Here is a 23,532-nt window from a genome sequence, read left to right as displayed (position 1 = left end):
TCATGCCGCCTTGCGTGCATTACCGCTCGCCTTGGCCGCCTTGCCCGCGGTTTTCCGGGCGGCCCGCTTGCGCGGCGCGGCGCGCCCGGCAGATTTGGCGCCCGCCTTGCGGGCGCCCTGGCCGCCCTTCTTGCCGCCCTTCAGGCTGCGCTGCAGCAGCTCGGTCAGGTCGATGACATTGTCGCCATAGGCGGGGGCCTCTTCCTGCGGCTCGATCACCGTCTTGGTCTTGCCGGCGCGCGCCTTCTTTTCCACCAGGTCCATGATGGTTTGCCGGAACTCATCCTGGAAATCATCGGGGTCCCACGGACCCGACATGTCTTCCACCAGCATCTTCGCCATTTTCAGTTCGGTGGCGCTGGGCGCCATGTTCCTGGCCTTCGATGAAGGCAGGTCCAGGCCCTTCATCGACTTGACCTCTTCGCCCCAGCGCATCAGGTTCAGCACCAGCGCATCGCCCGAGGGAATCAGCGCCGCCAGGTGCTGCTTGGTCTGGATGACGACCTTGGCGATGCCTATCTTGCCGGCCTTGGCCAGCGTGTCGCGCAGCAGCGCATACACCCTGTGGCCCCGGTTGATGGGCTCGATGTAGTACGGCCGTTCCAGATATACGAACGACACCTCGGCGGCCTCCACGAAGCGCTGGATCTCGATGGTCTGGGTCGTGCGGGGATAGGCATCGGCAATTTCGTCCGGGGAAATAATCACGTACTCGCCATCCGCGTACTCCACGCCCTTGACGATGTTGTCGCGGTCGATTTCCTTGCCGGTGCGCTTGTTGATGCGCTTGTAGCCCACCGGATCCATGGTCCGCTTGTCCAGCCAGTCGAAATCCACGCCCGAGTCCGTGGTGGCCGTATGCAGGCCGACCGGAATATGAACCAGGCCGAACGAGATCGCCCCTTTCCAGATTGTTCGAGTCGCCATGAGTCACCTCTGCCGATATACGGGCCGCCCTGCTCCAGGCCGGCCGACGCGGACACACTGCAATTATCGTGCCTGAGGTAAAGACCCACCCCCGAAGCGCTGACGCGCTTCCCCCTCAAGGGGGCGACGCTGACGCACCGGCAAAGCCGGCTGCGCGACGTCCCCGATCGGCCTCGCTTCGTTGCCAGAAGGCTGACTCCCGCAGGGTGTCGGACACCGTACGACTGAGACGGCTGCGGCGTACTTCGGTGTCAGGCACCTGGCGGAGCCTGACATCTGAGGCTGTCGCAGTCCCGCGGCGTCCGGGCGGGTGGGGGTGGCGCGTTGGGCGGCGGGGCAGCCTGCGCAGCAGGCCGAGGGCGCCTGCATGCGCCCGAGCCCGACGCACGTGCGCCGCCCCCACCCGCCCGGACGNCGAGCCGGTGACCACCGGCCAGATCTACTGGGGCTCGGTGCCGTTCATCGTGATCCAGCTGGCCATGGTGATCGCCGTTATGGTCTTCCCCGGCATCGTCATGCACTACAAGGCCGGCATGTCCACCGTCGACCCCAGCACCGTCAAGATCGAGATCGAAACCACCTACGGCAGCAGCGTCTACGGCGGCGGTTCGGGCGACCCCGCGGCGGCTTTCAAATAGCGGCTGGGCGGCGGGCGGGATCCTGTCACGATCTGGTCAGCTGCCGGCCGCAAAATATAGGGGATTACCCGATATAGGGTTATCCCGCCCACACCCAAATACCCACATTTTTGGCGCGATTGCGCCGGGTATCGGGCTGGCAGCCGCGCCAATATTGGGCTGTAAGCGTTTACTCACATTGTCGTCACAGACAAAAACGCAATGCATCTCCAAGTTGCGCACAATTGTCACGATTTCGAATCTTCCCGACATAAAGTTGCGGCTATCATGCAGACATAAGACGTCGTCAAGAGCCCCCCGGGAAGCTGCCGGGCTTCAAGGCCGAACGATGCGCCCCCACCAACATATCTGAAGGAGTCGGAGATGGAACAGATCCCGTTCATTTCGTCCGCCCCCAACACACTCGGCATCGAGCTCGAGTTGCAACTCATCAATCAGCGCAGCTTCGACCTGGCCGCCGCTGCCGACGAACTGCTGGCCCAGATGGCCAACCACCCCATTGCAGACCGGGTCAAGCCCGAAATCACCCGGTCCATGATCGAACTGAATTCCTCGGTGCACGAGCACCCCATGGGCCTGCTGGCCGAAATGCGCGAAATGCGCGATGCCCTGTGCGACGCGGCCGATGCCGTCGGCGTATCCGTGGCCGGTGGCGGCGCGCACCCCTTCATGCGCTGGCAGGAACGCGCCATTTCCGATTCGCCCCGGTTCCAGTACCTGGCCGAGATGTACGGCTACCTGGCCCGCCAGTTCACGGTGTTCGGCCAGCACATCCACCTGGGCGTGCCCTCGGGCGACGCGGCGGTGCGCATGGTGCGCGGGCTGTCGCCCTATGTGCCGCATTTCATCGCCCTGTCGGCCTCGTCGCCCTACTACGAGGGCGTGGACACCCTGTTTTCGTGCTGCCGCCTGAATGCGGTCAGCAGCTTTCCGCTGGCCGGCCACCTGCCGGCCGACGTTACCGACTGGTACCGGTTCGAGGCCCACATGGCGCAGCTGCGCACCAGCGGCCTGGCCGAAAGCATCAAAGACCTGTACTGGGACATCCGGCCCAAGCCCGAGTTCGGCACGGTCGAGATCCGCGTGTGCGATACGCCCCTGACGGTCGAACGGGCCTGCCAGCTGGCCGCCTTCGCGCAGGCGCTGGCGGTGCTGGTCTCGCGCGAGCCCGAACCCGCGCCGGCCGCCTGGCTGGCGTACCGCAGCAATCATTTCCAGGCGTGCCGCTTCGGCCTGCAGGGCAGCTACGTTACGCCCGACGGCCAGCGCCTGCGCCTGATCGATCATCTGCGCGGCCTGTTCCAGCGCCTGATGCCGATTGCCGACGAGCTGGGCACCGGCGATATGCTGGCGGCGCTGCGCGATGAGTCCATCCGCAACGGCAACGATGCCCGCTGGCTGCGCAGCCAGTTCCACCGGCTGCGCGACCTGCCGCTGGTGGTCGAATCGATGACGCGCACCTGGCGCGGCGAACGCGAAACCGGCCCGGCGGCCGACGTGCCGCGGCGCCGGATCCGCGCCACGTCCGAGCCGGTGCACGGGGTGCAGGCCCTGGCCACGCCCGAAGCGGGCGTCACGCCCGGCTGGCGCCCCGACCGCCTGCACTGAGGCGCCAAGATACAAGGTGTCTGACTCCCGCAGGGTGTCAGACACCGAAGTGTGGCGAGATCGTCCCAATAGAACGATATCCGACACCCTGCGGAAGTCAGATATCCGAATGCCTTGCCGCGCTCAGCCGCCCGCGCGGCGTCCGCCTATTGCACTGACCGACAACCGGGTTTCGCCCGGCGCGCTGTGGCGCGCCGCGGCGCGCCATGCGTGGCCGTAGGCCGCCTCGATGGTCAGCGGAATGACCCCTTCGGCATTGCGCTGCGCTTCCAGCGCGGCGCACAGGCGGTCGCGCCAGCCGCGTCCGGCCAGGCCGCGGCGGCGGTCGCGGGCCGGGTTGCCGCCCAGCGCGCGTACGTCTTCCAGCAGGCGTTGCGGGCTGCGGTAGGTCAGCGTCAGGGTTTCCTGGTCCATTACGGGGTCGGTGAAGCCGCTTTCCACCAGCAGGTCGCCGAAGTCGTGCATGTCCACGAACGAGGGCGTGGCGGTGCGCAGGCCGGCGTCGTCCAGCGCCTGGCGCAATTCGCGCAGCGTGCCCGGCCCCAGACAGGAAAACATCGCCAGCCCGCCCACCTTGAGTACGCGCCGCCATTCAGCCAGCACCGCGTGCGGCGCGGGATGCCAGTGCAGCGCCAGGTTGGACCACACCAGGTCCAGGGATTCGGCGGCCAGGCCGGTGTCGGCCAGGTCGGCGCGCACGAAGCGCGGGCCGTGGCCCTGCCGGCCCACCAGCTTGCCCAGCCAGTGGGCTACCCCGCCGCCGGCATGGCGCTGGCGGGCGTGCGCCAGCAGCGCCTCGCTGGCGTCCAGGCCCAGGTAGGCGGCGTCGGGATAGCGTTCGCGCAGCAGCGGCAGATTGTCGCCGGCGCCGCAGCCGGCATCCAGCAGGGCGGCCGGTTGCAGGCGGATGTATTGCAGCCGGCCCAGCATGCGGCGGGCGATCTCGCCATACAGGAATTGCGCATCGGACAAGTCGCCGCGGCGCGCGAATTGCCGGATGACGTGGGCGGGCACCAGGGGCAGGGTGGGCGGGGATTCGGGCGAAGACTGTGACATGAAGGGCGCGCCGCCGGAGCGCGGCGCTGCAAAAGCGTGATGTGATGGGCGGCCCGGTTCCGTACCTGCCGCCATGCCACCCATTATTGCCCATTCGCTGCTTTCGTTCCCGCTGCATGCCGCCCGGCGCCTGCTGGCCGGCTTGCCCTCGGACTGCCCGCTGTGCGGCGAAACCGCCGCGGGCGGGCGGCTGTGCCCGGGCTGCGCCGGCGATATCGCGCACAGCATGCGCGGCGGCAGCCCGCGTTGCGCGCGCTGCGCTCTGCGCTTGGATGCGCAGGCCCGCCATCACTGCCCCGACTGCGCGCGGGCCGCGCCGGCGTTCGCGCGCGCCATCGCGGCCTTCGATTACGAGCCGCCCTACGACAGCCTGATCGGCCGCTACAAAGGCGAGCGGCGCTACGGGCTGGCCACGGCGCTGGCGCAATTGCTGGCCGACGCAGTGGCGCGCCAGGCCGTGCCCCTGCACCGGGACACGGTGCTGGTGCCCATTCCGTCCAGCCAGGCGTCGTTGCGGCGGCGCGGCTTCAATCCCGCCGCCGAACTGGCCGCCAGCCTGGCCGGGCAGCTGCGCCTGCCGCTGCGGCGCGGCGCCCTGCGCCGCCTGCGCGAAGGGCCCCGGCAGGCGGCCGGCAATCGCCGCGCCCGGCGCCAGGGCGCGCACGGCCTGTTCCACTGCGGCCAGCCATGGCACGGGCGTCCGGTGGGGCTGGTCGATGACGTGATGACCACCGGCAGCACCGTCGACGCCGCCGCCCGTGCCCTGCTGCGGGCAGGCGCCGCCGATGTCACCGTACTGGTGGCCGCCCGCACGCCGATTCGGGATAGGGAAGACGGCCGGCAGGACAGCTTAGGTTTGTATCGTGTATAGATACAAGATACAATCAAATGATCAAACACTTTCGACATAAAGTGCTTGAATTGTTTTTTCGCACGGGCTCGACCGCGAAAATACAGGCCGCCCATGCCGCCAGGCTCAAACGTCAATTGCTGGCTCTTCATCACGCTGCTGTGCCGAAAGATATGGCAATACCCGGATGGCGCCTGCATCCGTTGGGATATGACTTGGACGGACATTGGTCAGTGTGGGTCAGCGGTAATTGGCGCCTGACATTTGCCTTCGAGGGGCACGACGCGCTGCAGGTTGATTACCAGGATTACCATTAGGAACTCGCCATGCTTATGCATGATCCGCCTCATCCCGGCAGCATCCTGCGGGACGACATCCTGCCCGAGTTGGGCCTCAGCCTTACCGACGCGGCTGCGCAGTTGGGCGTGTCGCGTGTGCAGCTGTCGCGTTTTGTGCATGGGCATGCCGGCGTGTCGCCAGAGTTGGCGATACGCCTTGCCCAATGGGTGCCCGCCCCCACGGCCATCATGTGGTTGCAGATGCAGGCCGAGTACGACTTATGGCGGGCGAGACATTCAGGTCGCGACCTGAAAGTACGGGCTGCGCGGCGGGTCGCGCAACCCGTACGCTAGCGCATCACGAACGGATTGCCCACCGGCGCGCCGGCGTTGATGACCACGCTTTTCACCTGCTGGTATTCGCGCATGGCGTCGATGCCGCTTTCCCGGCCCAGGCCCGAATCCTTGTAGCCGCCGAACGGCATCAGGTAGCTGACCAGGCGATACGTATTGACCCACACCGTGCCCGACTGGATCCGTTCGGCCATGCGCAGCGCGCGGCCGATGTCGCGCGTCCAGACGCCCGCACCCAGGCCGAAGCGCACGTCGTTGCCCAGCCTGACGGCCTCGTCTTCATCCTTGAAGCGGATGATGGACAGCACCGGCCCGAAGACTTCTTCTTGCGCGATGCGCATGGCGTTGTCGACGTCGCCGAAGATGGTGGGCTGGATGAAGCGGCCGTCTTTCCAGGGGCCTTCGCGCACCGGGTCGCCGCCCAGCAGCAGCCGCGCGCCTTCGTTGCGGGCGATGTCGATGTATTCGAGCACCTTGCGGTACTGCGGCGGCGTGGTGATGGGGCCCACTTGGGTGTCGGCCTGCATCGGATCGCCCATCCTGGCGGTGCGCGCCAGCGCCAGCAGCTTTTCGACGAAGGTGTCGTAGATGCTGTCTTGCAGCAGCAGGCGCGAGCCGGCGATGCAGGTCTGGCCGGTGGCGGCGAAAATGCCGGACACCGCGCCGTTGACGGCGTCGTCGAGGTTGGCGTCGTCGAACACGATGTTGGGCGATTTGCCGCCCAGCTCGAGGCTGACGTGCTTGAAGTCGCGCGAGGCCTGCTCGTTGATGAGCCGGCCGGTGGCGTCAGAGCCGGTGAAGGTGATTTTGCGCACTTGCGGGTGCGTGACCAGCGGCGTGCCCACTTCGGCGCCAAAGCCGGTAACGGCATTGACCACGCCGGGCGGGAAGCCGGCTTCTTCGAACAGCTTGACGAATTCCAGGGTGGAGGCCGAGGTGAATTCCGACGGCTTGAGCACCAGCGTGCAGCCCGCGGCCAGCGCCGGCGCGATTTTCCAGGCGGTGAGCAGCAGCGGCGAATTCCAGGGCGTGATGGCGGCCACCACGCCCAGCGGTTCGCGGCGGGTGTAGCCGAAGTGGCCGGGTTTGTCGATGGGCGGGACAGTGCCTTCGATCTTGTCGGCCAGGCCGCCGTAGTAATAAAACCATTGCGGTACATATTTCAGCTGGCCGGCCATTTCTGCGTACAGCTTGCCGTTGTCGCGCACTTCGGTGCGGGCCAGCGCCTCGGCGTCGCGGGCGATCAGGTCGCCCAGGCGGTGCAGCAATTGCCCGCGCTGGCTGGGCGTGTACGTGGCCCACGGGCCTTCGCGGCCGGCGCGGTAGGCCGCCTGCACGGCGCGGTCGACGTCTTCGGCATTGCCCTTGGGGATGCTGGCCCAGGGCTTGCCGTCGCAGGGATTGTCGGATTCGAACCACTCGCCCGAAGCGGGGTCGACATATTTGCCGTCGATGTAGAGCTGGTAACGCTTCAAGATTGCCTCCGTTATGGTTTTGCCGTCCAGGTGCGGGGCCTGCACTGAAGCTGCCTATTGTGGCGCAATGCCCCGGCCGCGCGTACGATTGCCTGCCCGATTGCGCTTCGCTTTTCTGAAAGGACGGGTTTGCGGCTGCATAAGCCCGCCCGCCGCCCTGGCACAATAGCGGTCGTCGCGCGCCGCGGCCCCGCGGCGCGCCAGGATGAAACCATGTTCCACGTCGTACTCGTCTGCCCCGAAATTCCGCCCAACACCGGCAATGCCATCCGCCTGTGCGCCAATACCGGCGCGCAGCTGCACCTGGTGCGCCCGCTGGGCTTCGAACTCGACGACGCGCGCCTGCGCCGCGCCGGGCTCGACTATCACGAATGGCAGCCGGTGCAGGTGCACGACACCCTGGCGCAGGCGCTGGCGGCCACCGCAGCCCCGGCCGCGCATATTTATGCCCTGACCACCCGCGCGCAGCGCAACGTGGCCGACGTGGCGTTCAGCCCGGGCGACGTGTTCGTGTTCGGCCGCGAGACCGCGGGCCTGTCCGACCAGCACATGGCGCTGTTCGCGCCCCAGCAGTGCCTGCGCCTGCCCATGCGCGCGGGCCAGCGCAGCCTGAACCTGTCGAATGCGGTGGCCGTCACGGTGTTCGAGGCGTGGCGCCAGCAGGGCTATGCCGGCGGGGTGTAGCGGGCCGCGTCAGCGGCCGTCGTCGTATTGGGTGGGCTCCAGCGGGTACAGCGGCCGGGCGCGCTTGCGGTACGGAAAGACGCCATAGTCCGACGTCGTGGCGCCCGGGCTGTCGCATTCCACCAGGCTGGCCGAGATCGGCACGAACACCGGGCGGCAGTACATGCGCGACTTCAGCAGCAGATAGCGGGCGCGGCGCGGGTCTTGCCCCACGCTTTCGAACACGCCCAGGTCCCAGGGCTCGTGGGGGCGTTCGCACAGCACGAGGCATACCGCGCCGGCATCGAGCACGGCCGTGCGCCCCATGTGGCACAGCATGCCGGTGTAGGTGGGGCCGCTGATGCGGTACTGGCCGTCGGTGACGGCGCGCACCACGCCGTCCAGCACGAACGGCCGGGCGGCGATGCCCAGGTGCGCCAGCGGGCGCTTGTTGCCCACCGCCACCGACACGCGTGCGCCCTGGCCGGCCGCGATCAATTGGGCCACGGCTTCGGGGTCGCACAGGGGGCCGGCCAGGATGCCGTCCATGCCTTGGGCCAGCGCGGCTTCCAGCACGGCGGTCGTGTCGCAGGTGCCGCCGGAATTGCAGTTGTCGCCGTGATCCAGCAGCAGTACGGGGCGGCTCTGGCCGCGCGCCATGTCGCGCGCGCGCGCCAGCGAGTCGTTCAGCGGCTCGCTGCGGTACACGAAGCCGTCGCGTTCGCGCCAGATCTGCGCCGCCACCTGGGCGGCGGCCCGGTCGGCGGCCGCCGCGTCGCCATCGGCAACGGCCACCACGCTGATGCAGGGCCGCTCGATGTCGGCCAGGCTGAAGCCGGCCAGCACCGACACGGCCAGCAGGCCCTGCGCTTCCAGCTGCCGCGCCGCCTCGACCGCCGCCCGCATGGCGCCCTGGTCGGTGGCCGAGCGCAGGGTGTGGGTCATCAGCGGCAACTGGCGCCAGGCCAGGGCGGGCCGGCAGCGGCCGTCCAGCATGCCGAACAGCAGCCGGCCGGCGTGCTCGCCGGTTTCGTACATGTCGATGTGCGGGTACGTCTTGAAGCCGACGATCACGTCGGCGTGGTCGATCATGGCTTGTGTGACATTGCCGTGCAGGTCCAGCGCCACGCCGATGGGCACGCCGGGCGCCGCGGCGCGCACGCGCCGCAGCAGGTCGCCCTCGCCGTCGTCGCGGTGCTCGGCCACCATGGCGCCGTGCAGATCCAGCAGGATGGCGCCGCAGCCGGGGGCGGCGGCGACGATACGCGCGCACATCTCGTCGTACGCATCGGCCGCCACGGGCCCGCTGGGATAGGCCCAGCCCGATACCGGCGTCACCAGTTCGGCGCCGCGCGCCTCGGCCAGGTCGATGAAGGCGGCCATGGCGGTGCGCTGGCCGCGGTTGGCGTGGTACGCATCGCCGTCATACTGCGGCCCGTTCTCGCCGAAGGCCGATAAAGGTGTGGGCACGGGCGAAAACGTATTGGTTTCGTGGTTCAGGCGGGCAATCAGGACTTTCATGCACAGGCTCCACGGCGAACGGCGTGTCTGTGACAGTACCAGATGCGGTTGATCAGACACCTGGCTTGACAGCCGGCCGCTCAATCCAGCGACAGCCCCAGCCGCTTGATGACTTCGTCCCAGCGGGCCTTGTCTTTCTTGACGCGGTCGGTCAGGCCCTGCGGGGTGGACGGCGCGGCCGTGAAGTATTGCTGCGCCAGCTGCTTGCGCACGGCTTCGCTGTTGATGATGCCGGCCAACTCGCGGTTCAGGCGGTCGATGATGGGGGCGGGCGTGCCGGCCGGGGCCAGGATGGCGTTCCAGGAAATCGCCTCGAAGCCCGGGTAGCCCTGCTTGTCCATGGTGGGAATGCCCGCCAGCGATTCGCTGGGTTCCAGGCTGGTGATGGCCAGCGCCTTGGCCTTGCCGTTGCGCACCTGCGGCATGGCGATGGCCGGCACCATGAACCCGGCCTGCACGTCGCCGGCGATGATGGCGCTGATCACCTGCGGGAAGCCGGAATACGGAATGTGCGCCAGGTCGATGCCGGCTTCGTTCTTGAACATTTCCATGGCCAGGTGGGCCGAGCTGCCCGGGCCCACCGAACCGTAGTTCAGGGCGCCCTTGCGCTCGCGCGCCAGCTTGACGAAATCGGCGACGCTGGCCACCGGCAGGCCGGCGGGCACCGTCAGCACGTTGGGGCTGGTGGCCACCAGGGTGATGGGCGCCAGGTCTTTCAGCGGGTCGTAGCCCAGGGTCTTCTTGTACAGCGTCGGCGCGGTTACCAGCGGGCCGTTGATGGTGTAGACCAGGGTGTAGCCGTCGGGCGCGCTCTTGGCCACGATGCGCGTGCCGATGTTGCCGCCGGCCCCCGGCTTGTTGTCGATCACCACCGGCTGGCCCAGGGCCTGGGCCAGCGGCTCGGCGATCGTGCGCGCCAGCAAGTCGGGCGACGAGCCGGGCGGGAACGGCACCACCATGTGAATGGGACGTTCAGGCCATTCGGCATGAGCGGCGGCCGGCAGCACGGCGGCGGCGGCCAGCGCCAGGGCAAGGCGGCGCAGCAGCGCGCCGGCCCGCAGGGGGCGGACGGGAAACATGGCGGAAGCTCCTTTGGTTGTTTTGAGAATGAACGGGCCGTTATAGGTGGCTTATCGTCGGGAATCAGATTTCAAGGCGGGCCTCGCGCGCCAGCAGCGCCGATACCGCGGTCATGGGAGCCACGCCGTCGAACAGCACCGCGCAGACGGCCTCGGTGATGGGCAGCTCGACGTTCAGGGCGCGGGCGCGCTGCAGGGCCGCGCGGGCGCAGCGCACGCCTTCGGCGGTGATGCCGCTGGCCAGGATGTCGCCGAGCTTGCGGCCGGCGCCGATTTCCAGGCCCACGCGGCGATTGCGCGACAGTTCGCCAGTGGCCGTCAGAACCAGGTCGCCCAGGCCGGTCAGGCCCGCGAAGGTTTCGGCCTGCGCGCCCAGCGCGACGCCGAAGCGGCGCATTTCGGCCAGGCCGCGGGTGATCAGCGCCGCCCGGGCATTGGTGCCCAGGGCCAGCCCGTCGGCAATGCCGCAGGCCACGGCGATGACATTCTTCAGCGCCCCGCCGACTTCCACGCCGGCGACGTCGGTGCTGGCGTAGACGCGCACCGCGCCGCCGTGCAGGGCGCGGGTGGCGGCCTCGCGCACCGAGTCATGGCCGCTGGCGATGGTCAGCGCCACCGGCAGGCCCTGAGCCACTTCGCGGGCGAACGACGGACCCGACAGCACGCCGCCGCGGGCGTCGGGAATGCCGGACAGGGCATCGGCCACGATTTCGTGCGGCAGGCGGGCGCTGTCGGCCTCGAAGCCCTTGCAGGTCCAGACGATGGGCGCCTGCGCCAGCCCCAGGCCCGGCAGGCGCGCGGCCAGCTCCAGGCAGGTGGCATGCAGGCCGGCCACCGGCACGCCCAGGATGAACAGGGCGCGCTCGGGCGCGGCCGCCAGCGGCGCCAGGGCCGCCGACAGGTCGCTGGTGACGGCCAGGGCGTCGGGCAGGCGGGTGCCCGGCAGGTAGCGGGCGTTTTCGCGGGTGTCGGCCATGGCGTCCGCCTGGGCGGCGTCGCGCGCCCACAAGACGGTGCGATGGCGGCGGCTGGCCACGGCGGCCAGCGCGGTGCCCCAGCTGCCCGCGCCCAGAACGGCGACGCTCAAGGGGGCGGGCGCTTGGTTCATGGCGGCTGGCGGGCTTATTGGCGGGTGGTGCCGGGCGGCAGGATGATGCCCGAATCGGAGCCGTTGTTGCCGCCTTGCTGCTGGGCCATTTCGGCCAGGCGCTGCTCGTACAGGGCCTGGAAGTTTACTTCGGCCAGGTGCAGCGCCGGCAGCGAGGTGCGGGTGATGGCGTCGGCCACGTTGGCGCGCAGGTAGGGGTACAGCATGGTGGGGCACACGATGCCCAGCAGCGCGTCCATTTGCTCGGGCGGGATGTTGGCCAGTTCGAAAATACCGGCCTGCGTGCCTTCGACCAGGTACAGCACCTTGTCGTTGATGCGGGTCGTGACGGTGGCGGTAACCGTGGATTCGAACACCGTCTCGGCCAGGCGCTGGCCGCCCACGTTGATGCTGACCTCGACTTGCGGCTGCTCTTGTTCCAGGAACACGTGCGGCGCATTGGGCATTTCCAGCGACAGGTCTTTCAGGTAGACGCGCTGCAGATTGAACGACGGCGCGTCGCCGCCTGCTTGCTGGGTGTTTTGATCCTGTTCAGCCATGACAATTTCCGGGTTGGGGTGGGCAAAAGAAATAAGGTTGCGCGGCGCTCAGCCGTTGAGCAGCGGGGCCAGGCCGCCGGCACGGTCCAGCGCCATCAGGTCGTCGCAGCCGCCGATGTGCCTGTCGCCGATGAAAATCTGCGGCACGGTGCGCCGGCCGGTGCGTTCGATCATGATGTCGCGCTGGGCCGGGTCCTGGTCGATGCGGATGATTTCCAGGTCGGTGACGCCGCGCTGCTTCAGCAGGGCCTGGGCGCGCGCGCAGAAGGGACAATAATCCTTCGAATACATGACAACTTTGTCCATGTCGGGCTCCGGATCAGGATTTCTGGGTGACAGGCAGGTTGGCCGACGACCAGGCGCGCATGCCGCCTTCCATGACGGCCACCTCGGCAAACCCCTGCGAGCGCAGGCGGCTGGCCACGCGGCCGGCATCGCGGCCGGTTTCGCACACCAGCACCAGGGGCTTGTTCTTGGGCAGCGAACCGGCCTTCTGCTCGACTTCGGCTGCCGGCATATTGCGTGCCTGGGCGATGTGGCCGGCGCGGAACTGCTCGGCCGGGCGCACGTCGACCCATACGGCCTGGCGCTGGTTGATCATCTGGATGGCTTCCGAGGTGCTGATGCCCGAGCCGCTGCGGCCCTTGCGCAGGGCCGGCACGGCCAGCATGACGCCCGAAACCACGGCCACGGCGACGATGAAGATGTTGTTTTTGTCTACCAAAAATTGCAGAAGATCCACGGAGGTTCCTGAACTGAAAGTGCGGCGGGCCTGCAAGGGGTGCGCAGCCCGCCTGGAAACGGCGGCCCGGCCTGGGCCGGCGGGCGGCGCCAACCGCCTGCCGGGGTGAAAACCAGGGGCAAAATCGCTCAATTATAAAATGAGCCCATTCTTTAACTTCAAACCCGCCCGCGCGCGGCTGAAAACCATGCACAAACTCGTTCTGATGCGTCACGGCGAAAGCCAGTGGAACCTGGAAAACCGCTTCACGGGCTGGACTGACGTGGACCTGACCGATACCGGCCGCGAACAGGCCCGCAAGGCCGGCGAGCTGCTCAAGAAAGAAGGCTACGAATTCGACCTGGCCTATACCTCGGTACTGAAGCGCGCCATCCGCACCCTCTGGATCGCGCTGGACGCCATGGACGCCATGTACACCCCGGTGGGCATCAGCTGGCGCCTGAACGAGCGCCATTATGGCAATTTGCAGGGCCTGAACAAGGCCGAGACGGCCGCCAAGTACGGCGACGAGCAAGTGCTGATCTGGCGCCGCGCCTACGCCATCGCGCCCGAGCCGCTGCCGCTGGACGACGAGCGCCATCCGCGCTTCGATGGCCGCTACGCCAAGATCCCGGCCGACCAGCTGCCGGCCACCGAATGCCTGCAAGACACGGTGGCGCGGGTGCTGCCGTTCTGGAACGATTCGATCGCCCCGGCCATCCGCGCCGGCCGCCGGGTGCTGGTGGCCGCGCACGGCAACAGCCTGCGCGCCCTGATCAAGCACCTGGACAATATCTCGGACGACGACATCGTGGGCCTGAATATTCCCACCGGCCAGCCGCTGGTATATGAACTTGACGACGCGCTGCGCCCGATCCGCCATTATTATCTGGGCGATGCCGCTGAAATCGAAGCCGCCATGGCGGCGGTCGCGGCCCAGGGCAAGGCAAAAAAGGACTGATTCATGCGGTTTGCGGCGGGTTTGCTGTTGATGGCGGCGGTGGCGGCGGCGCCGTGGCCGGCCATGGCGGCGTCTTCTGAGCTGGCCGACCGCCAGTCCGAGGCCGAAAAGCAGCAAGCCGCGCTGCGCGACCGCATCGGTTCGCTGCAAAAAGAAATCGACGGCCGCGAGGCCGCCCGCAAAGAGGCGGCCGATGCCCTGAAAGAATCCGAGTCGGCCATTTCGCGCATCAATCGCCGCCTGCGCGAGCTGGCCGACGACAATCGCCGCGCCGAGGCCGAGCTGGCCGGCCTGAACCGCCAGATCGGCGAGCAGCAGCAAGCCCTGCAACAGCGCCGCGCCCAGCTGGCCGAACAACTGCGCACGCAGTACACCAGCGGCCTGTCGCCCTGGACCGCGCTGCTGTCGGGCGACGACCCCCAGCAGCTGGGGCGCAACCTGGGCTACCTGGGCTATGTGTCGCGGGCCCGCGCCCAGGCGGTGCACGCGCTGCGGCAGGACATCGACCGCCTGGCGCAGCTGCAGGGCCAGGCCGATGCGCGCCGGGCCGACATCCAGGCCATGGCGGCCGAGGCCGCCGAACAGAAAACCGAACTGGTGGCCCAGCAGAAAGAACGCGCCACGCTGCTGGCGCGCCTGGAAGGGCAGATTGCCGCGCAGCGCGCCGAGGCCCGCCAGCTGGGCCGCGACGACAACCGCCTGTCGCGCCTGATCGGCGATCTGGAAACCGCCATCGCCGAGCAGGCGGAAGCCGCGCGCCGCGCCGAAGAGGCCCGCCGCCGCGCCGAGGCCGTGCGGCGCGCCCAGGAAGCCCGCCTGGCCGAAGAGGCCCGCCGCAAGGCCGAAGCCGAGCGCCGCGCCGAAGCCGCGCGCCAGGCGCGCCGCAGCGAAGAGGCGCGCGACGCGGCGCGGGCGCGCGAGCAGGTCGAGGCCGCCGCCGCGCGCGAGCGCGAGCGCGGCCCCGTGGCGCTGGCCGATCCCGACGCCGCCGGGCTGAAGCCGGCCGGCTCCGGCTCGGGGCGGGTCGCGCCGCCATCGGATGCGCGCCCCGCCGCCCGGCCCGACGATGCCGCCGGCGACACGCCCGACGACGAAGCCGCCCGCCGCCCGGCCCCCCGCCGGGCGGCCGCTCCGCCGCCCGGGGGCGGCAACGGCCTGCACCACGGCCTGCCGGTGCCGGTGCGTGGTACGGTACAGGGGCGTTTCGGGGTCGACCGGCCCGACGGCGGCGTCTGGCGCGGCATCGTGCTGCGCGCGGCCGCCGGCACGCCGGTCAAGGCCGTGGCGCCGGGCACGGTGGTTTATGCCAATTGGCTGCGGGGCTTCGGCAACCTGATCATCGTCGACCACGGCAAGCAGTACCTGACCGTGTACGCTTACAACCAGAGCCTGCTCAAGCAGGTCGGAGACCCGGTCGCCGCGGGTGACGCCATCGCCACGGTGGGCGCCACCGGCGGGCAGGTGGAATCGGGCCTATACTTTGAGATTCGCTATCGTGGCGCTCCGGTGGATCCGGCCCAATGGCTGGCCCTATAACCCGGTATCAAAATCAGGAAGTGTGCATGGGCACTCGCAAGTTTCGCGGTTTCGGTTTGGTTGCCATCGGCGTGGTGGCGGGCATCTTGCTCAGCGTAGGTGTCACGGCACTGGCGCAGCGCGGCAGCCCGCTGCCGCTCGATGAACTCAGGCAGCTCAGCAACGTGTTCGCCGCCATCAAGAACAACTACGTCGAGGCGGTCGACGACAAGACCCTGATCGACAATGCCATTTCGGGCATGGTGTCCAACCTGGACCCCCATTCCGCCTACCTGGATGCCGACGCGTTCCGCGAAATGCAGACCACCACGCAGGGCGAATTCGGCGGCCTGGGCATCGAGGTCGGCGCCGAAGACGGCTTCGTCAAGGTCATCTCGCCCATCGAAGACACGCCGGCCGCGCGCGCCGGCGTGCTGGCCGGCGACCTCATCATCAAGATCGACGACACGCCCACCAAGGGCATGTCGCTGAGCGAAGCGGTCAAGCTCATGCGCGGCGCCCCCAAGACGCCCATCACGCTGACCATCATGCGCGCCGACAACCCGCAGCCGGTGGTGGTGCACATCGTGCGCGACATCATCAAGGTGCGCAGCGTGCGCAGCAAGATGCTCGACAACGGCGTGGCCTACGTGCGCATCGCGCAGTTCCAGGAAAAAACCGGCGCCGACCTGGCCCGCCAGCTGAAAGAACTGGGCGCCAAGGCCGAACCCAAGAGCCTGGTGCTCGACCTGCGCAACGACCCGGGCGGCCTGCTTACCAGCGCCATCGGCGTGGCCGCGGCGTTCCTGCCGCCCGACGTGCTGGTGGTGTCCACCGACGGCCGCACGCCCGATTCGCGCCACAAGTACCTGGCCACGCCGGCCGAGTATGCGCGCGGCGAAGGCAACTACCTGTCGGGCCTGCCCGCATGGGTCAAGAAGGTGCCCATGGTGGTGCTGGTCAACGTGGGCTCGGCCTCGGCCTCTGAAATCGTGGCGGGCGCCCTGCAAGACCACAAGCGCGCCAAGGTGCTGGGCAACCGCACGTTCGGCAAGGGCTCGGTGCAGATCATCCTGCCGCTTTCCCAGGACACCGGCGTCAAGCTCACCACGTCGCGCTATTTCACGCCCAGCGGCCGTTCCATCCAGGCCACCGGCATCGAGCCCGACTACGTGGTGGCCGACACCGCCGAAGGCGACCTGTTCCGCCTGCCGCGCGAAGCCGACCTGCAGCGCCACCTGGCCAACAACCAGAGCGACGAGGTCAAGTCTTCGCCCGACGCCCCCGACACGCCCGCGCCGGTCAAGATGTTCGAGTTCGGCGGCAAAGACGATTTCCAACTGCAGCAGGCCCTGAACCTGCTGGCCGGCAAGCCGGTGCAGAAGGGCAGCGCGCGCGCGCAGGCCAAGGCCTCGGCCAAGCCGGGCGTCGGCACGCCCGAGCGCCTGACCATCACGCCGTCCGGAGTCCAGCCCGCCAAGGAAAAATGAACGACCAGCAGTTGCTGCGCTATGCCCGGCACATCCTGCTCGACGAGCTGGGCATCGAAGGCCAGGAAAAATTCCTGGCCGGCAAGGTCCTGATCGTTGGTGCGGGCGGCCTGGGGTCGCCCGCGGCGCTGTACCTGGCCACCGCGGGGGTGGGCGACATCACCCTGGCCGATGACGACATCGTCGAGCTCAGCAACCTGCAGCGCCAGATATTGCACGTCGACGCCAGCGTCGGCCGGCCCAAGGCCGAATCGGGGCGCGACACGCTGGCTGCCTACAACCCCGAAACCCGCGTCACGCCGCGCGTCGAGCGCCTGGACGGTCAGCGCCTGGACGACGCCGTGGCGGCGGCCGACCTGGTGCTGGACTGCACCGACAACTTCACCACGCGGCACGCCATCAACCGCGCCTGCGTGCATCACCGCAAGCCGCTGGTGTCCGGGGCGGCCATCCGCTTCGACGGCCAGGTCAGCGTGTACGACCTGCGCCGCGACGACGCCCCCTGCTATCACTGCCTGTTTCCCGAAGCCGACGAGGTCGAAGAGGCCAATTGCGCCACCATGGGCGTGTTCGCGCCGCTGGTGGGCATTATCGGCGCCATGCAGGCGGCCGAAGCCCTGAAGCTGCTGGCCGGCATCGGCGAAAGCCTGTCGGGCCGGCTGCTGTGGCTGGACGTGCGCACCATGCAGTGGCGCAGCGTCAATGTGCAGCGCGACCCGGAATGCGCGGTGTGCGGCCCGGCCCACAGGCGATGACCCCGCCGGCCGCCGCGGCCGGCATGCCTTCAGCCCAGGCGGATGGAAAGCTCGACGTCGCCGCCGAACGGCGTGGACAGATAGCCGTGCGCCGGCGACCGTACGTATGCCAGATAGTCGGGGCTGTAGTCGGCATTGTCCGCGACGATGTACGCGCCGGGCCGCAGGCGGCTTTCCAGTAGCGCCAGGATGTCGGGGTAGAGCGCCTTGGCGCCGTCCAGCAGCACCAGGTCGATGGCCGGCGGCAGGTCGTCGCGCAAGGTCTGCAGCGCGTCGCCCGCGCGGAACTCCACCAGGTCGGCCAGGCCGCCAGCCGCCAGATTGGCCTGGGCCCGTGCCACTTTCGACGGCTCGAACTCGCTGGTGATCAGGCGGCCTCCGCCGTTGTCGCGCAGGGCGGCGGCCAGGTGCAGCGTCGAAATACCGAACGAGGTGCCGAATTCGACGATGCTTCGCGCCTTGCCGCCGCGCGCCAGCATGTAAAGCAGCGTGCCTGTCTCGCGCGATACGGGCAGCGGCGCGTCTTTCAGGCGGCCATAAAGGTCGCGGTAATCGGTCCTGCTGCGCATCAGGCGGTCCTGCTCGGTCTCGGAAAGGCCGGCGAAGACGGCGCCGGCGGCGGGCGCCAGGGCATCCGCTTCGGCGAACAGGCGGTCCAGCAGCGACGCGACGGTGGGGTGGGCAAGGGTAGTCATGGACGAGATCCTGTGTGTGGAGTAGGCGCATCTATAATGCGACGAAACATTCAGGTTTTCTATTCGCATTCCCGCCAGCCGCCATGACTCGCCACGCAGACCCGCAGATTTCCTCGCGCAAACAGCCCAGGCAGGCGCGTTCGGCAAGCCTGGTCGCCGCGGTTCTGCAGGCCGCGGCTCAGGTTTTGGCCAAAGAGGGCGCGCGGCGCTTCACCACCGCGCGGGTGGCCGAGCAGGCCGGGGTCAGCATCGGGTCGCTGTACCAGTACTTTCCCAACAAGGCCGCGATTCTTTTCCGGCTGCAAAGCGATGAATGGCGGCAGACCTCGGCGCTGCTGCGCAATATTCTCGAAGATGCGCGCCGGCCGCCGCTGGACCGGGTGCGCGCGCTGGTGCACGCCTTCATCCGCTCGGAATGCGACGAGGCCGCCATGCGCGTGGCGCTCAGCGATGCCGCGCCGCTTTATCGCGCCGCGCCGCAGGCCAAAGAGGCCAAGGCAGAGGGGCATCGCACCGTGCAGGCTTTCATGCGGCAGGCCCTGCCCGGCGCTTCGGACGCGGCCTGCTTATCGGCGGCCAACCTGATCACCACGACGCTCAGCGCCGCGGGCAAGCAGTTCTCGGAAAGCCCCCGCACCGAGCAGGAAATCGAGGCCTACGCCCAGGCCATGTCCGACATGTTCTGCGCTTATCTGCGCAGCCTGGGCGCCGGGGCGGACGATCAGGTGCCGCAGGCATAGATCATGAACTGCCGGAACGCCTCGGCCGGCCTGGCCAGGGCTGCGCGGGGGTGCCACAGCAGCCCCGCTTCCATGGCCGGCACGGCGTCGGCAATGGGTACTGCCTCTATCTTGCGGCCCTCCAGCGACCATGGCCGGTACACCATGTCCGACAGCATGGTGACCCCGAAGCCGTGCGCCACCAGTCCGCGCAGGGCCTCCATCGAGCGCGTCCGGAAGGCGATGTCGGGCCGCAGGCCGTGGGCCTGCCAGTAGCCCAGCGTCGACTGCTCGCCTTCGTCCATTTCCAGCAGGATGTACGGGTGCCCGGCAATATCGGCCAGCGTGGGCGCGGGGCGTTCCAGCAGGGGGTGTCCCGCTGCCGTCCACAGCTGGCGGCGCGATTTGACCAGCACATGGTGGCCGAAGCGTTGGCGCTTTTCCATGTTGGAAAGCAGCGCCACGCCCAGTTCCATTTCGCCGCTGGCGACGGCGGCTTCGATGGCGGGCCGGTCCATGTCGACCAGTTCCAGCACCACGTCCGGGTAGCGTTTGCGGAAGCGCGCCAGCAGGTCGGGCAGAAAATACCCCAGCACCGTGTACGACGCCGCGATGCGCACCGACCCGCGCAGCGCATAGCGCTGGAAGCCGGGCTCGCGCAGCGCGTCCTCCAGGGTGTCCAGCACTTCGCGCGCGCGCAGGTGAAAACGGTGCCCTTCGGGCGTCAGCGTAACCCCGTGCGGATGGCGGTCGAACAGGCGCACGCCCAATTGCGCTTCCAGCGCCAGCACGGCGTTGGTAATGGCGGACTGCGATACGTGTTCGTCGGTGGCCGCCATGGAAAGCCGGCCGCTGCGGGCCGCCGCGGAAAAATAGCGCAGCTGGCGCAGGGTGATGTCTTTAGGCATGTGTTTTTCAGATACCTGATACCAGAATATATGAATATACGATAACCATGTCTGTTCCTACACTGCGCGGAAATATGCCGGCACACAGGAGACAACTGCCATGGATACCCCGCTTTCGGCCGCCGCGCCGGCCCTCGACGCGCCGCCTGGGTTCGACACCGGCCGCGCCTACCTGAGCGGCACCCAGGCGCTGGCGCAATTGCCCCTGCTGCAGAAAATCCGCGACCGGCAGGCCGGGCTGAACACCGCCGGCTACGTGTCGGGCTACCGGGGGTCGCCGCTGGGCGGCCTGGATCTGGCGCTGTGGAAATCCAGGGCGCAGCTGCAGGCGCACGACGTGGTCTTCCAGCCGGGCCTGAACGAAGACCTGGCCGCCACGGCGGTGTGGGGATCCCAGCAGCTGAACCTGTTTCCCGGCGCGGCGCGCGACGGTGTATTCGGTATGTGGTACGGCAAGGGGCCGGGAGTGGATCGTTCCATCGACGTGCTCAAGCATGCCAACTCGGCGGGCACGGCCGCGCACGGCGGCGTGCTGCTGCTGGCCGGCGACGACCACGCGGCCAAATCCTCGTCGGTGGCGCACCAGTCCGAGCACGTGCTGATCGCCAGCGGCATTCCGGTGCTGTACCCCGCCAATGTGCAGGAATACCTGGACTATGGCCTGCACGGCTGGGCCATGAGCCGCTATACCGGCCTGTGGGTGGCGATGAAGTGCGTGACCGACGTGGTGGAGTCCAGCGCCTCGGTGCAGGTCGACCCCGCGCGGCTGCGGGTGGTGCTGCCGGCCGGTCCGTTGCCCGAAGGCGGCCTGAATATCCGCTGGCCCGATACGCCGCTGGCGCAGGAAGCCCGCCTGCTGGACCACAAATGGTACGCGGCGCTGGAATACGTGCGCGCCAATCGGCTGAACCGCGTGGTGATCGATGGCCCGCAGGCCCGCTTCGGCATCATGGCCGCAGGCAAGGCCTATCTGGATGTGCGGCAGGCGCTGTGCGACCTGGGGCTGGACGACGAGGCCTGCCGCGCCGTGGGCATACGCCTGATGAAAGTCGGATGCATCTGGCCGCTGGACGCGCAGGACGCGCGGGCATTCGCAACCGGCCTGCATGAAATCCTGGTGGTCGAGGAAAAGCGGCAGATCCTCGAATATGCATTGAAGGAAGAGCTGTACAACTGGCGCGACGACGTGCGCCCGCGCATCTACGGCAAATTCGACGAGCGCAGCAATGGCGGCGGCGAATGGTCGGTGCCGCGCGGCGGCTGGCTGTTGCCGGCCCGCTATGAATTGTCGCCCGCGCTGATCGCGCGTGCCATCGCCGCCCGCCTGGAAAAGGCGCAATTGCCCGACGGCCTGCGCGCGCGCATTGCCGCGCGGCTGGCCGTGATCGACGCCAAGGAACGCGAGGCGTCGCGCCCCATCCTGGTCGAAGAGCGCAAGCCGTGGTTCTGTTCGGGCTGCCCGCACAACACGTCCACGCGCGTGCCCGAAGGCTCGCGCGCCGTGGCCGGCATCGGCTGCCACTACATGGCGATGTGGATGGACCGCAATACCGACACCTTCAGCCAGATGGGCGGCGAAGGCGTGGCCTGGCTGGGACAGAAGGATTTCACCAGCGAGCGGCATATCTTCGCCAACCTGGGCGACGGCACGTACTTTCATTCCGGCCTGCTGGCCATTCGCGCCGCTGTCGCGGCCAAGGCCGGCATCACGTACAAGATCCTGTTCAACGATGCCGTGGCCATGACCGGCGGCCAGCCGGTGGACGGCGTGCTTACCGTGCCGCGGATCGCGGCGCAGGTGCTGGCCGAAGGCGTGGCGCGCGCCGTGGTCGTGACCGACGAGCCGCACAAATACCCGGCCGGCACGCTGCCGTCCGGCGTGGCCGTGCACCACCGCCGGGAACTGGATGCGGTGCAGCGCGAACTGCGCGAAGTGCCCGGCGCCACCGTGCTGATCTACGACCAGACCTGCGCCACCGAAAAACGCCGCCGCCGCAAGCGCGGCGCGTATCCCGATCCGGCGCGGCGCGCGTTCATCAACGAAGCTGTGTGCGAAGGCTGCGGCGATTGCTCGGTGCAATCCAACTGCCTGTCGGTCGAGCCGCTGGACACGCCCATGGGCACCAAGCGGCGCATCAACCAGTCGTCCTGCAACAAGGATTTCTCCTGTGTCGAGGGCTTCTGCCCCAGCTTCGTCACCGCCGAAGGCGCCGTGCCGCGCAAGCCCGAACCGGCCGCGCGCGCCGTGCTGGCCGAGCCGCCGCCCGCTGCGCCGGCGGCCATTCCCGCCGGCCAGGCCTATCGCATCGTGGTCGCGGGCGTGGGCGGCACCGGTGTGGTGACGGTCGGCGCGCTGCTGGGCGCCGCCGCGCATATCGAAGGCAAGGGCGTTACGGTGCTGGACATGGCCGGCCTGGCCCAGAAGGGCGGCGCGGTGCTCAGCCACGTGCAGCTGGCCGCGAGCCCGGACGGCCTGCAATCGACCCGGGTGGCGCTGGGCGAGGCCGACCTGGTCATCGGCTGCGACGCGCTGGTGGCGGCGTCGCCCGATGTGCTGTCGCGGCTCAAGCCGCAGCGGGGCCGCGCCGTGGTCAACAGCGCCGCGGCGCCCACGGCCGCGTTCCTGTCCAACCCCGGCTGGCGTTTTCCGGCCGGGCGGGCCGAACAGGCACTGCAGCAGGCGACGTCCGGCCAGTGCGATGTGCTGGATGCCGGGGCGCTTTCAGAAGCGCTGCTGGGCGACGCCATCTATGCCAATCCGCTGCTGCTGGGCTATGCCTGGCAGCAGGGCCGGCTGCCGCTCGCCCGGCAGAGCCTGCGCGACGCGATCACGCGCAATGGCGTGGCGGTGGACAAGAACCTGGCCGCGTTCGAACTGGGCCGCCAGGCCGCCCATCACGGCGTGCAGGCGCTGCGCCCCGCCCCGGCGCAGCGGGTGGCGCACCTGCCCGAATCGCTGGATGCCATGGTCCGCCGCCTGGCGGACCATCTGCGCGACTACCAGAGCGACGGCTACGCCCGGCGCTACCTCGCCGCCGTCGAGGCGCTGCGCGCGCGCGAAGCCGCTTTGCCGCAAGGCCAGCGGCTGGAACTGACCCGCGCCGTGGCGCGCAACCTGGCCAGGCTGATGAGCTACAAAGACGAATACGAAGTGGCGCGCCTGCATACGCATCCCGATTTCAAGAACCGCCTGCGCGCGCAGTTCGCGGGCGAGCCCGGCAAGGACTACCGCCTGCGCTATCACCTGGCGCCGCCGGTCCTGGCGCTGCGCGATGCGCAGGGCCGCCCCCGCAAGCGGGCTTTCGGGCCGTGGGTTGAATGGGTGTTCCGCGCGCTGGCGCCCATGAAACGCCTGCGCGGCACCGCCTGGGACGTATTCGGCAAGACCGCCGAACGCCGCATGGAGCGCGGGCTGGCGCAGGACTATCTGGACCTGGCCGCCGAATTCGCGCGCACCCTGGACCCGGACAACCGCGAGGCGGCGCTGGCGCTGGCCGAACTGCCCGACGCCATCCGCGGCTATGGGCACGTCAAGGCGCGCAGCGTACAACAGGCCCTGCGCCAGCGCGACACGCTGCTGCGGCAGTATCGCGCCGCGCTGCCCGTCGGCAAGGCGGCATAGGCGGGCAGCGGCTGTAGTACCATCATCGCCCACCCTCTTGAAAGGGCGGG

The 23,532-nt window shown here is 68.8% G+C and carries 22 protein-coding genes and 1 pseudogene; 12 read left to right on the top strand and 11 right to left on the bottom strand.

Translation table 11 applies throughout. The annotated features are described in order from the left end of the window. A complete protein-coding gene (locus tag J2P76_RS10190) occupies positions 1-927 on the bottom strand; it encodes a Ku protein (protein WP_207406887.1) in 927 nt (308 codons plus the stop codon). A gap of 416 nt (positions 928-1,343) precedes the next feature. On the opposite strand from J2P76_RS10190, the pseudogene J2P76_RS10185 reads away from it, so the two are divergent. Next, positions 1,344-1,565 (top strand): annotated as a pseudogene (locus J2P76_RS10185) (C4-dicarboxylate ABC transporter); the annotation flags it as partial. A gap of 363 nt (positions 1,566-1,928) precedes the next feature. Continuing rightward, a complete protein-coding gene (locus J2P76_RS10180; protein WP_207406879.1) occupies positions 1,929-3,173 on the top strand; it encodes a YbdK family carboxylate-amine ligase in 1,245 nt (414 codons plus the stop codon). Between the two features lie 123 nt (positions 3,174-3,296). Here J2P76_RS10180 and J2P76_RS10175 read toward each other — a convergent pair whose 3' ends face one another. Further along, complete coding sequence (locus tag J2P76_RS10175; RefSeq protein ID WP_207406877.1) at positions 3,297-4,229, bottom strand: methyltransferase domain-containing protein; 933 nt, start codon at positions 4,227-4,229, stop codon at positions 3,297-3,299. Positions 4,230-4,302: 73 nt separating this feature from the next. On the opposite strand from J2P76_RS10175, the gene J2P76_RS10170 reads away from it, so the two are divergent. Genes J2P76_RS10170 through J2P76_RS10160 form a run of 3 tightly spaced genes read left to right on the top strand, consistent with a single transcriptional unit; the run spans position 4,303 to position 5,711 of the window. Further along, entirely contained in the window at positions 4,303-5,100 is a 798-nt protein-coding gene (locus J2P76_RS10170; protein WP_207406875.1) for a double zinc ribbon domain-containing protein, read from the top strand. Between the two features lie 17 nt (positions 5,101-5,117). After that, on the top strand, positions 5,118-5,396 hold the full coding sequence (locus tag J2P76_RS10165) for a type II toxin-antitoxin system RelE/ParE family toxin (RefSeq protein ID WP_207406874.1): 279 nt from the start codon (positions 5,118-5,120) through the stop codon (positions 5,394-5,396). 9 nt (positions 5,397-5,405) lie between these two features. Next, positions 5,406-5,711: a HigA family addiction module antitoxin gene (locus J2P76_RS10160; RefSeq protein WP_207406865.1), complete on the top strand. Its 306-nt coding sequence runs from the start codon at positions 5,406-5,408 to the stop codon at positions 5,709-5,711. Here J2P76_RS10160 and J2P76_RS10155 read toward each other — a convergent pair. Continuing rightward, positions 5,708-7,186, bottom strand: coding sequence for an aldehyde dehydrogenase (locus tag J2P76_RS10155; RefSeq protein ID WP_207406856.1), 1,479 nt, complete (start codon positions 7,184-7,186; stop codon positions 5,708-5,710). The two genes, J2P76_RS10160 and J2P76_RS10155, sit on opposite strands and share 4 nt — an antisense overlap. A 213-nt stretch (positions 7,187-7,399) precedes the next feature. Here J2P76_RS10155 and J2P76_RS10150 point away from each other — a divergent pair, with 213 nt between their 5' ends. Beyond that, a complete protein-coding gene (locus tag J2P76_RS10150; RefSeq protein ID WP_207406854.1) occupies positions 7,400-7,870 on the top strand; it encodes a tRNA (cytidine(34)-2'-O)-methyltransferase in 471 nt (156 codons plus the stop codon). Positions 7,871-7,879: 9 nt separating this feature from the next. Here J2P76_RS10150 and J2P76_RS10145 read toward each other — a convergent pair whose 3' ends face one another. From J2P76_RS10145 to J2P76_RS10120, 6 genes are all read right to left on the bottom strand, one after another. Continuing rightward, positions 7,880-9,370 (bottom strand): M81 family metallopeptidase, encoded by a 1,491-nt coding sequence (locus tag J2P76_RS10145; protein ID WP_207406852.1) that lies wholly within the window; start codon positions 9,368-9,370, stop codon positions 7,880-7,882. An 80-nt stretch (positions 9,371-9,450) separates the two neighbouring features. Further along, positions 9,451-10,449: a Bug family tripartite tricarboxylate transporter substrate binding protein gene (locus tag J2P76_RS10140; RefSeq protein WP_207406850.1), complete on the bottom strand. Its 999-nt coding sequence runs from the start codon at positions 10,447-10,449 to the stop codon at positions 9,451-9,453. A 64-nt stretch (positions 10,450-10,513) separates the two neighbouring features. Beyond that, the gene (locus tag J2P76_RS10135) at positions 10,514-11,557 is read right to left on the bottom strand and encodes an NAD(P)H-dependent glycerol-3-phosphate dehydrogenase (RefSeq protein WP_207406848.1); all 1,044 of its coding nucleotides are present in this window, start codon (positions 11,555-11,557) and stop codon (positions 10,514-10,516) included. A gap of 14 nt (positions 11,558-11,571) precedes the next feature. Continuing rightward, on the bottom strand, positions 11,572-12,096 hold the full coding sequence (gene secB / locus J2P76_RS10130) for a protein-export chaperone SecB (RefSeq protein WP_207406846.1): 525 nt from the start codon (positions 12,094-12,096) through the stop codon (positions 11,572-11,574). Between the two features lie 48 nt (positions 12,097-12,144). Further along, positions 12,145-12,402, bottom strand: a complete 258-nt coding sequence (grxC, locus tag J2P76_RS10125) for a glutaredoxin 3 (RefSeq protein ID WP_207406844.1) — start codon at positions 12,400-12,402, stop codon at positions 12,145-12,147. Between the two features lie 13 nt (positions 12,403-12,415). Continuing rightward, positions 12,416-12,838 (bottom strand): rhodanese-like domain-containing protein, encoded by a 423-nt coding sequence (locus J2P76_RS10120; RefSeq protein WP_207406835.1) that lies wholly within the window; start codon positions 12,836-12,838, stop codon positions 12,416-12,418. Between the two features lie 187 nt (positions 12,839-13,025). Here J2P76_RS10120 and gpmA point away from each other — a divergent pair, with 187 nt between their 5' ends. The 4 genes from gpmA to J2P76_RS10100 are packed head-to-tail and all read left to right on the top strand — an operon-like array spanning position 13,026 to position 17,538. Next, positions 13,026-13,778 carry a 2,3-diphosphoglycerate-dependent phosphoglycerate mutase gene (gene gpmA, locus J2P76_RS10115; protein ID WP_207406834.1) on the top strand — a complete coding sequence of 251 codons (753 nt, stop codon included), beginning with the start codon at positions 13,026-13,028 and terminating at the stop codon, positions 13,776-13,778. A gap of 3 nt (positions 13,779-13,781) precedes the next feature. After that, entirely contained in the window at positions 13,782-15,314 is a 1,533-nt protein-coding gene (locus J2P76_RS10110; protein WP_207406832.1) for a murein hydrolase activator EnvC family protein, read from the top strand. A 26-nt stretch (positions 15,315-15,340) separates the two neighbouring features. After that, entirely contained in the window at positions 15,341-16,783 is a 1,443-nt protein-coding gene (locus tag J2P76_RS10105; protein WP_207406830.1) for a S41 family peptidase, read from the top strand. Then, complete coding sequence (locus tag J2P76_RS10100; RefSeq protein ID WP_207406828.1) at positions 16,780-17,538, top strand: HesA/MoeB/ThiF family protein; 759 nt, start codon at positions 16,780-16,782, stop codon at positions 17,536-17,538. Before J2P76_RS10105 ends, J2P76_RS10100 begins: the two co-directional genes overlap by 4 nt. Positions 17,539-17,567: 29 nt before the next feature. On the opposite strand, the gene J2P76_RS10095 is transcribed toward J2P76_RS10100, so the two are convergent. Then, on the bottom strand, positions 17,568-18,233 hold the full coding sequence (locus J2P76_RS10095) for an O-methyltransferase (RefSeq protein ID WP_207406827.1): 666 nt from the start codon (positions 18,231-18,233) through the stop codon (positions 17,568-17,570). 83 nt (positions 18,234-18,316) lie between these two features. On the opposite strand from J2P76_RS10095, the gene J2P76_RS10090 reads away from it, so the two are divergent. Beyond that, entirely contained in the window at positions 18,317-18,973 is a 657-nt protein-coding gene (locus J2P76_RS10090; protein WP_207406825.1) for a TetR family transcriptional regulator, read from the top strand. Here the strand turns inward: J2P76_RS10090 and J2P76_RS10085 are convergent. After that, positions 18,955-19,860, bottom strand: coding sequence for a LysR substrate-binding domain-containing protein (locus tag J2P76_RS10085; protein ID WP_207406823.1), 906 nt, complete (start codon positions 19,858-19,860; stop codon positions 18,955-18,957). The genes J2P76_RS10090 and J2P76_RS10085 overlap by 19 nt on opposite strands. Before the next feature lie 100 nt (positions 19,861-19,960). On the opposite strand from J2P76_RS10085, the gene J2P76_RS10080 reads away from it, so the two are divergent. Further along, the gene (locus J2P76_RS10080; RefSeq protein WP_207406821.1) at positions 19,961-23,482 is read left to right on the top strand and encodes an indolepyruvate ferredoxin oxidoreductase family protein; all 3,522 of its coding nucleotides are present in this window, start codon (positions 19,961-19,963) and stop codon (positions 23,480-23,482) included. The last annotated feature ends 50 nt before the right edge of the window (positions 23,483-23,532 follow it).

The sequence above is a fragment of the Bordetella petrii genome, assembly GCF_017356245.1.
In the GTDB taxonomy this organism is placed as follows: domain Bacteria; phylum Pseudomonadota; class Gammaproteobacteria; order Burkholderiales; family Burkholderiaceae_B; genus Bordetella_A; species Bordetella_A petrii_D.
The sequence above is the reverse complement of the archived record's forward strand: the minus strand, read 5'-3'. Positions and strand labels throughout refer to the sequence as shown.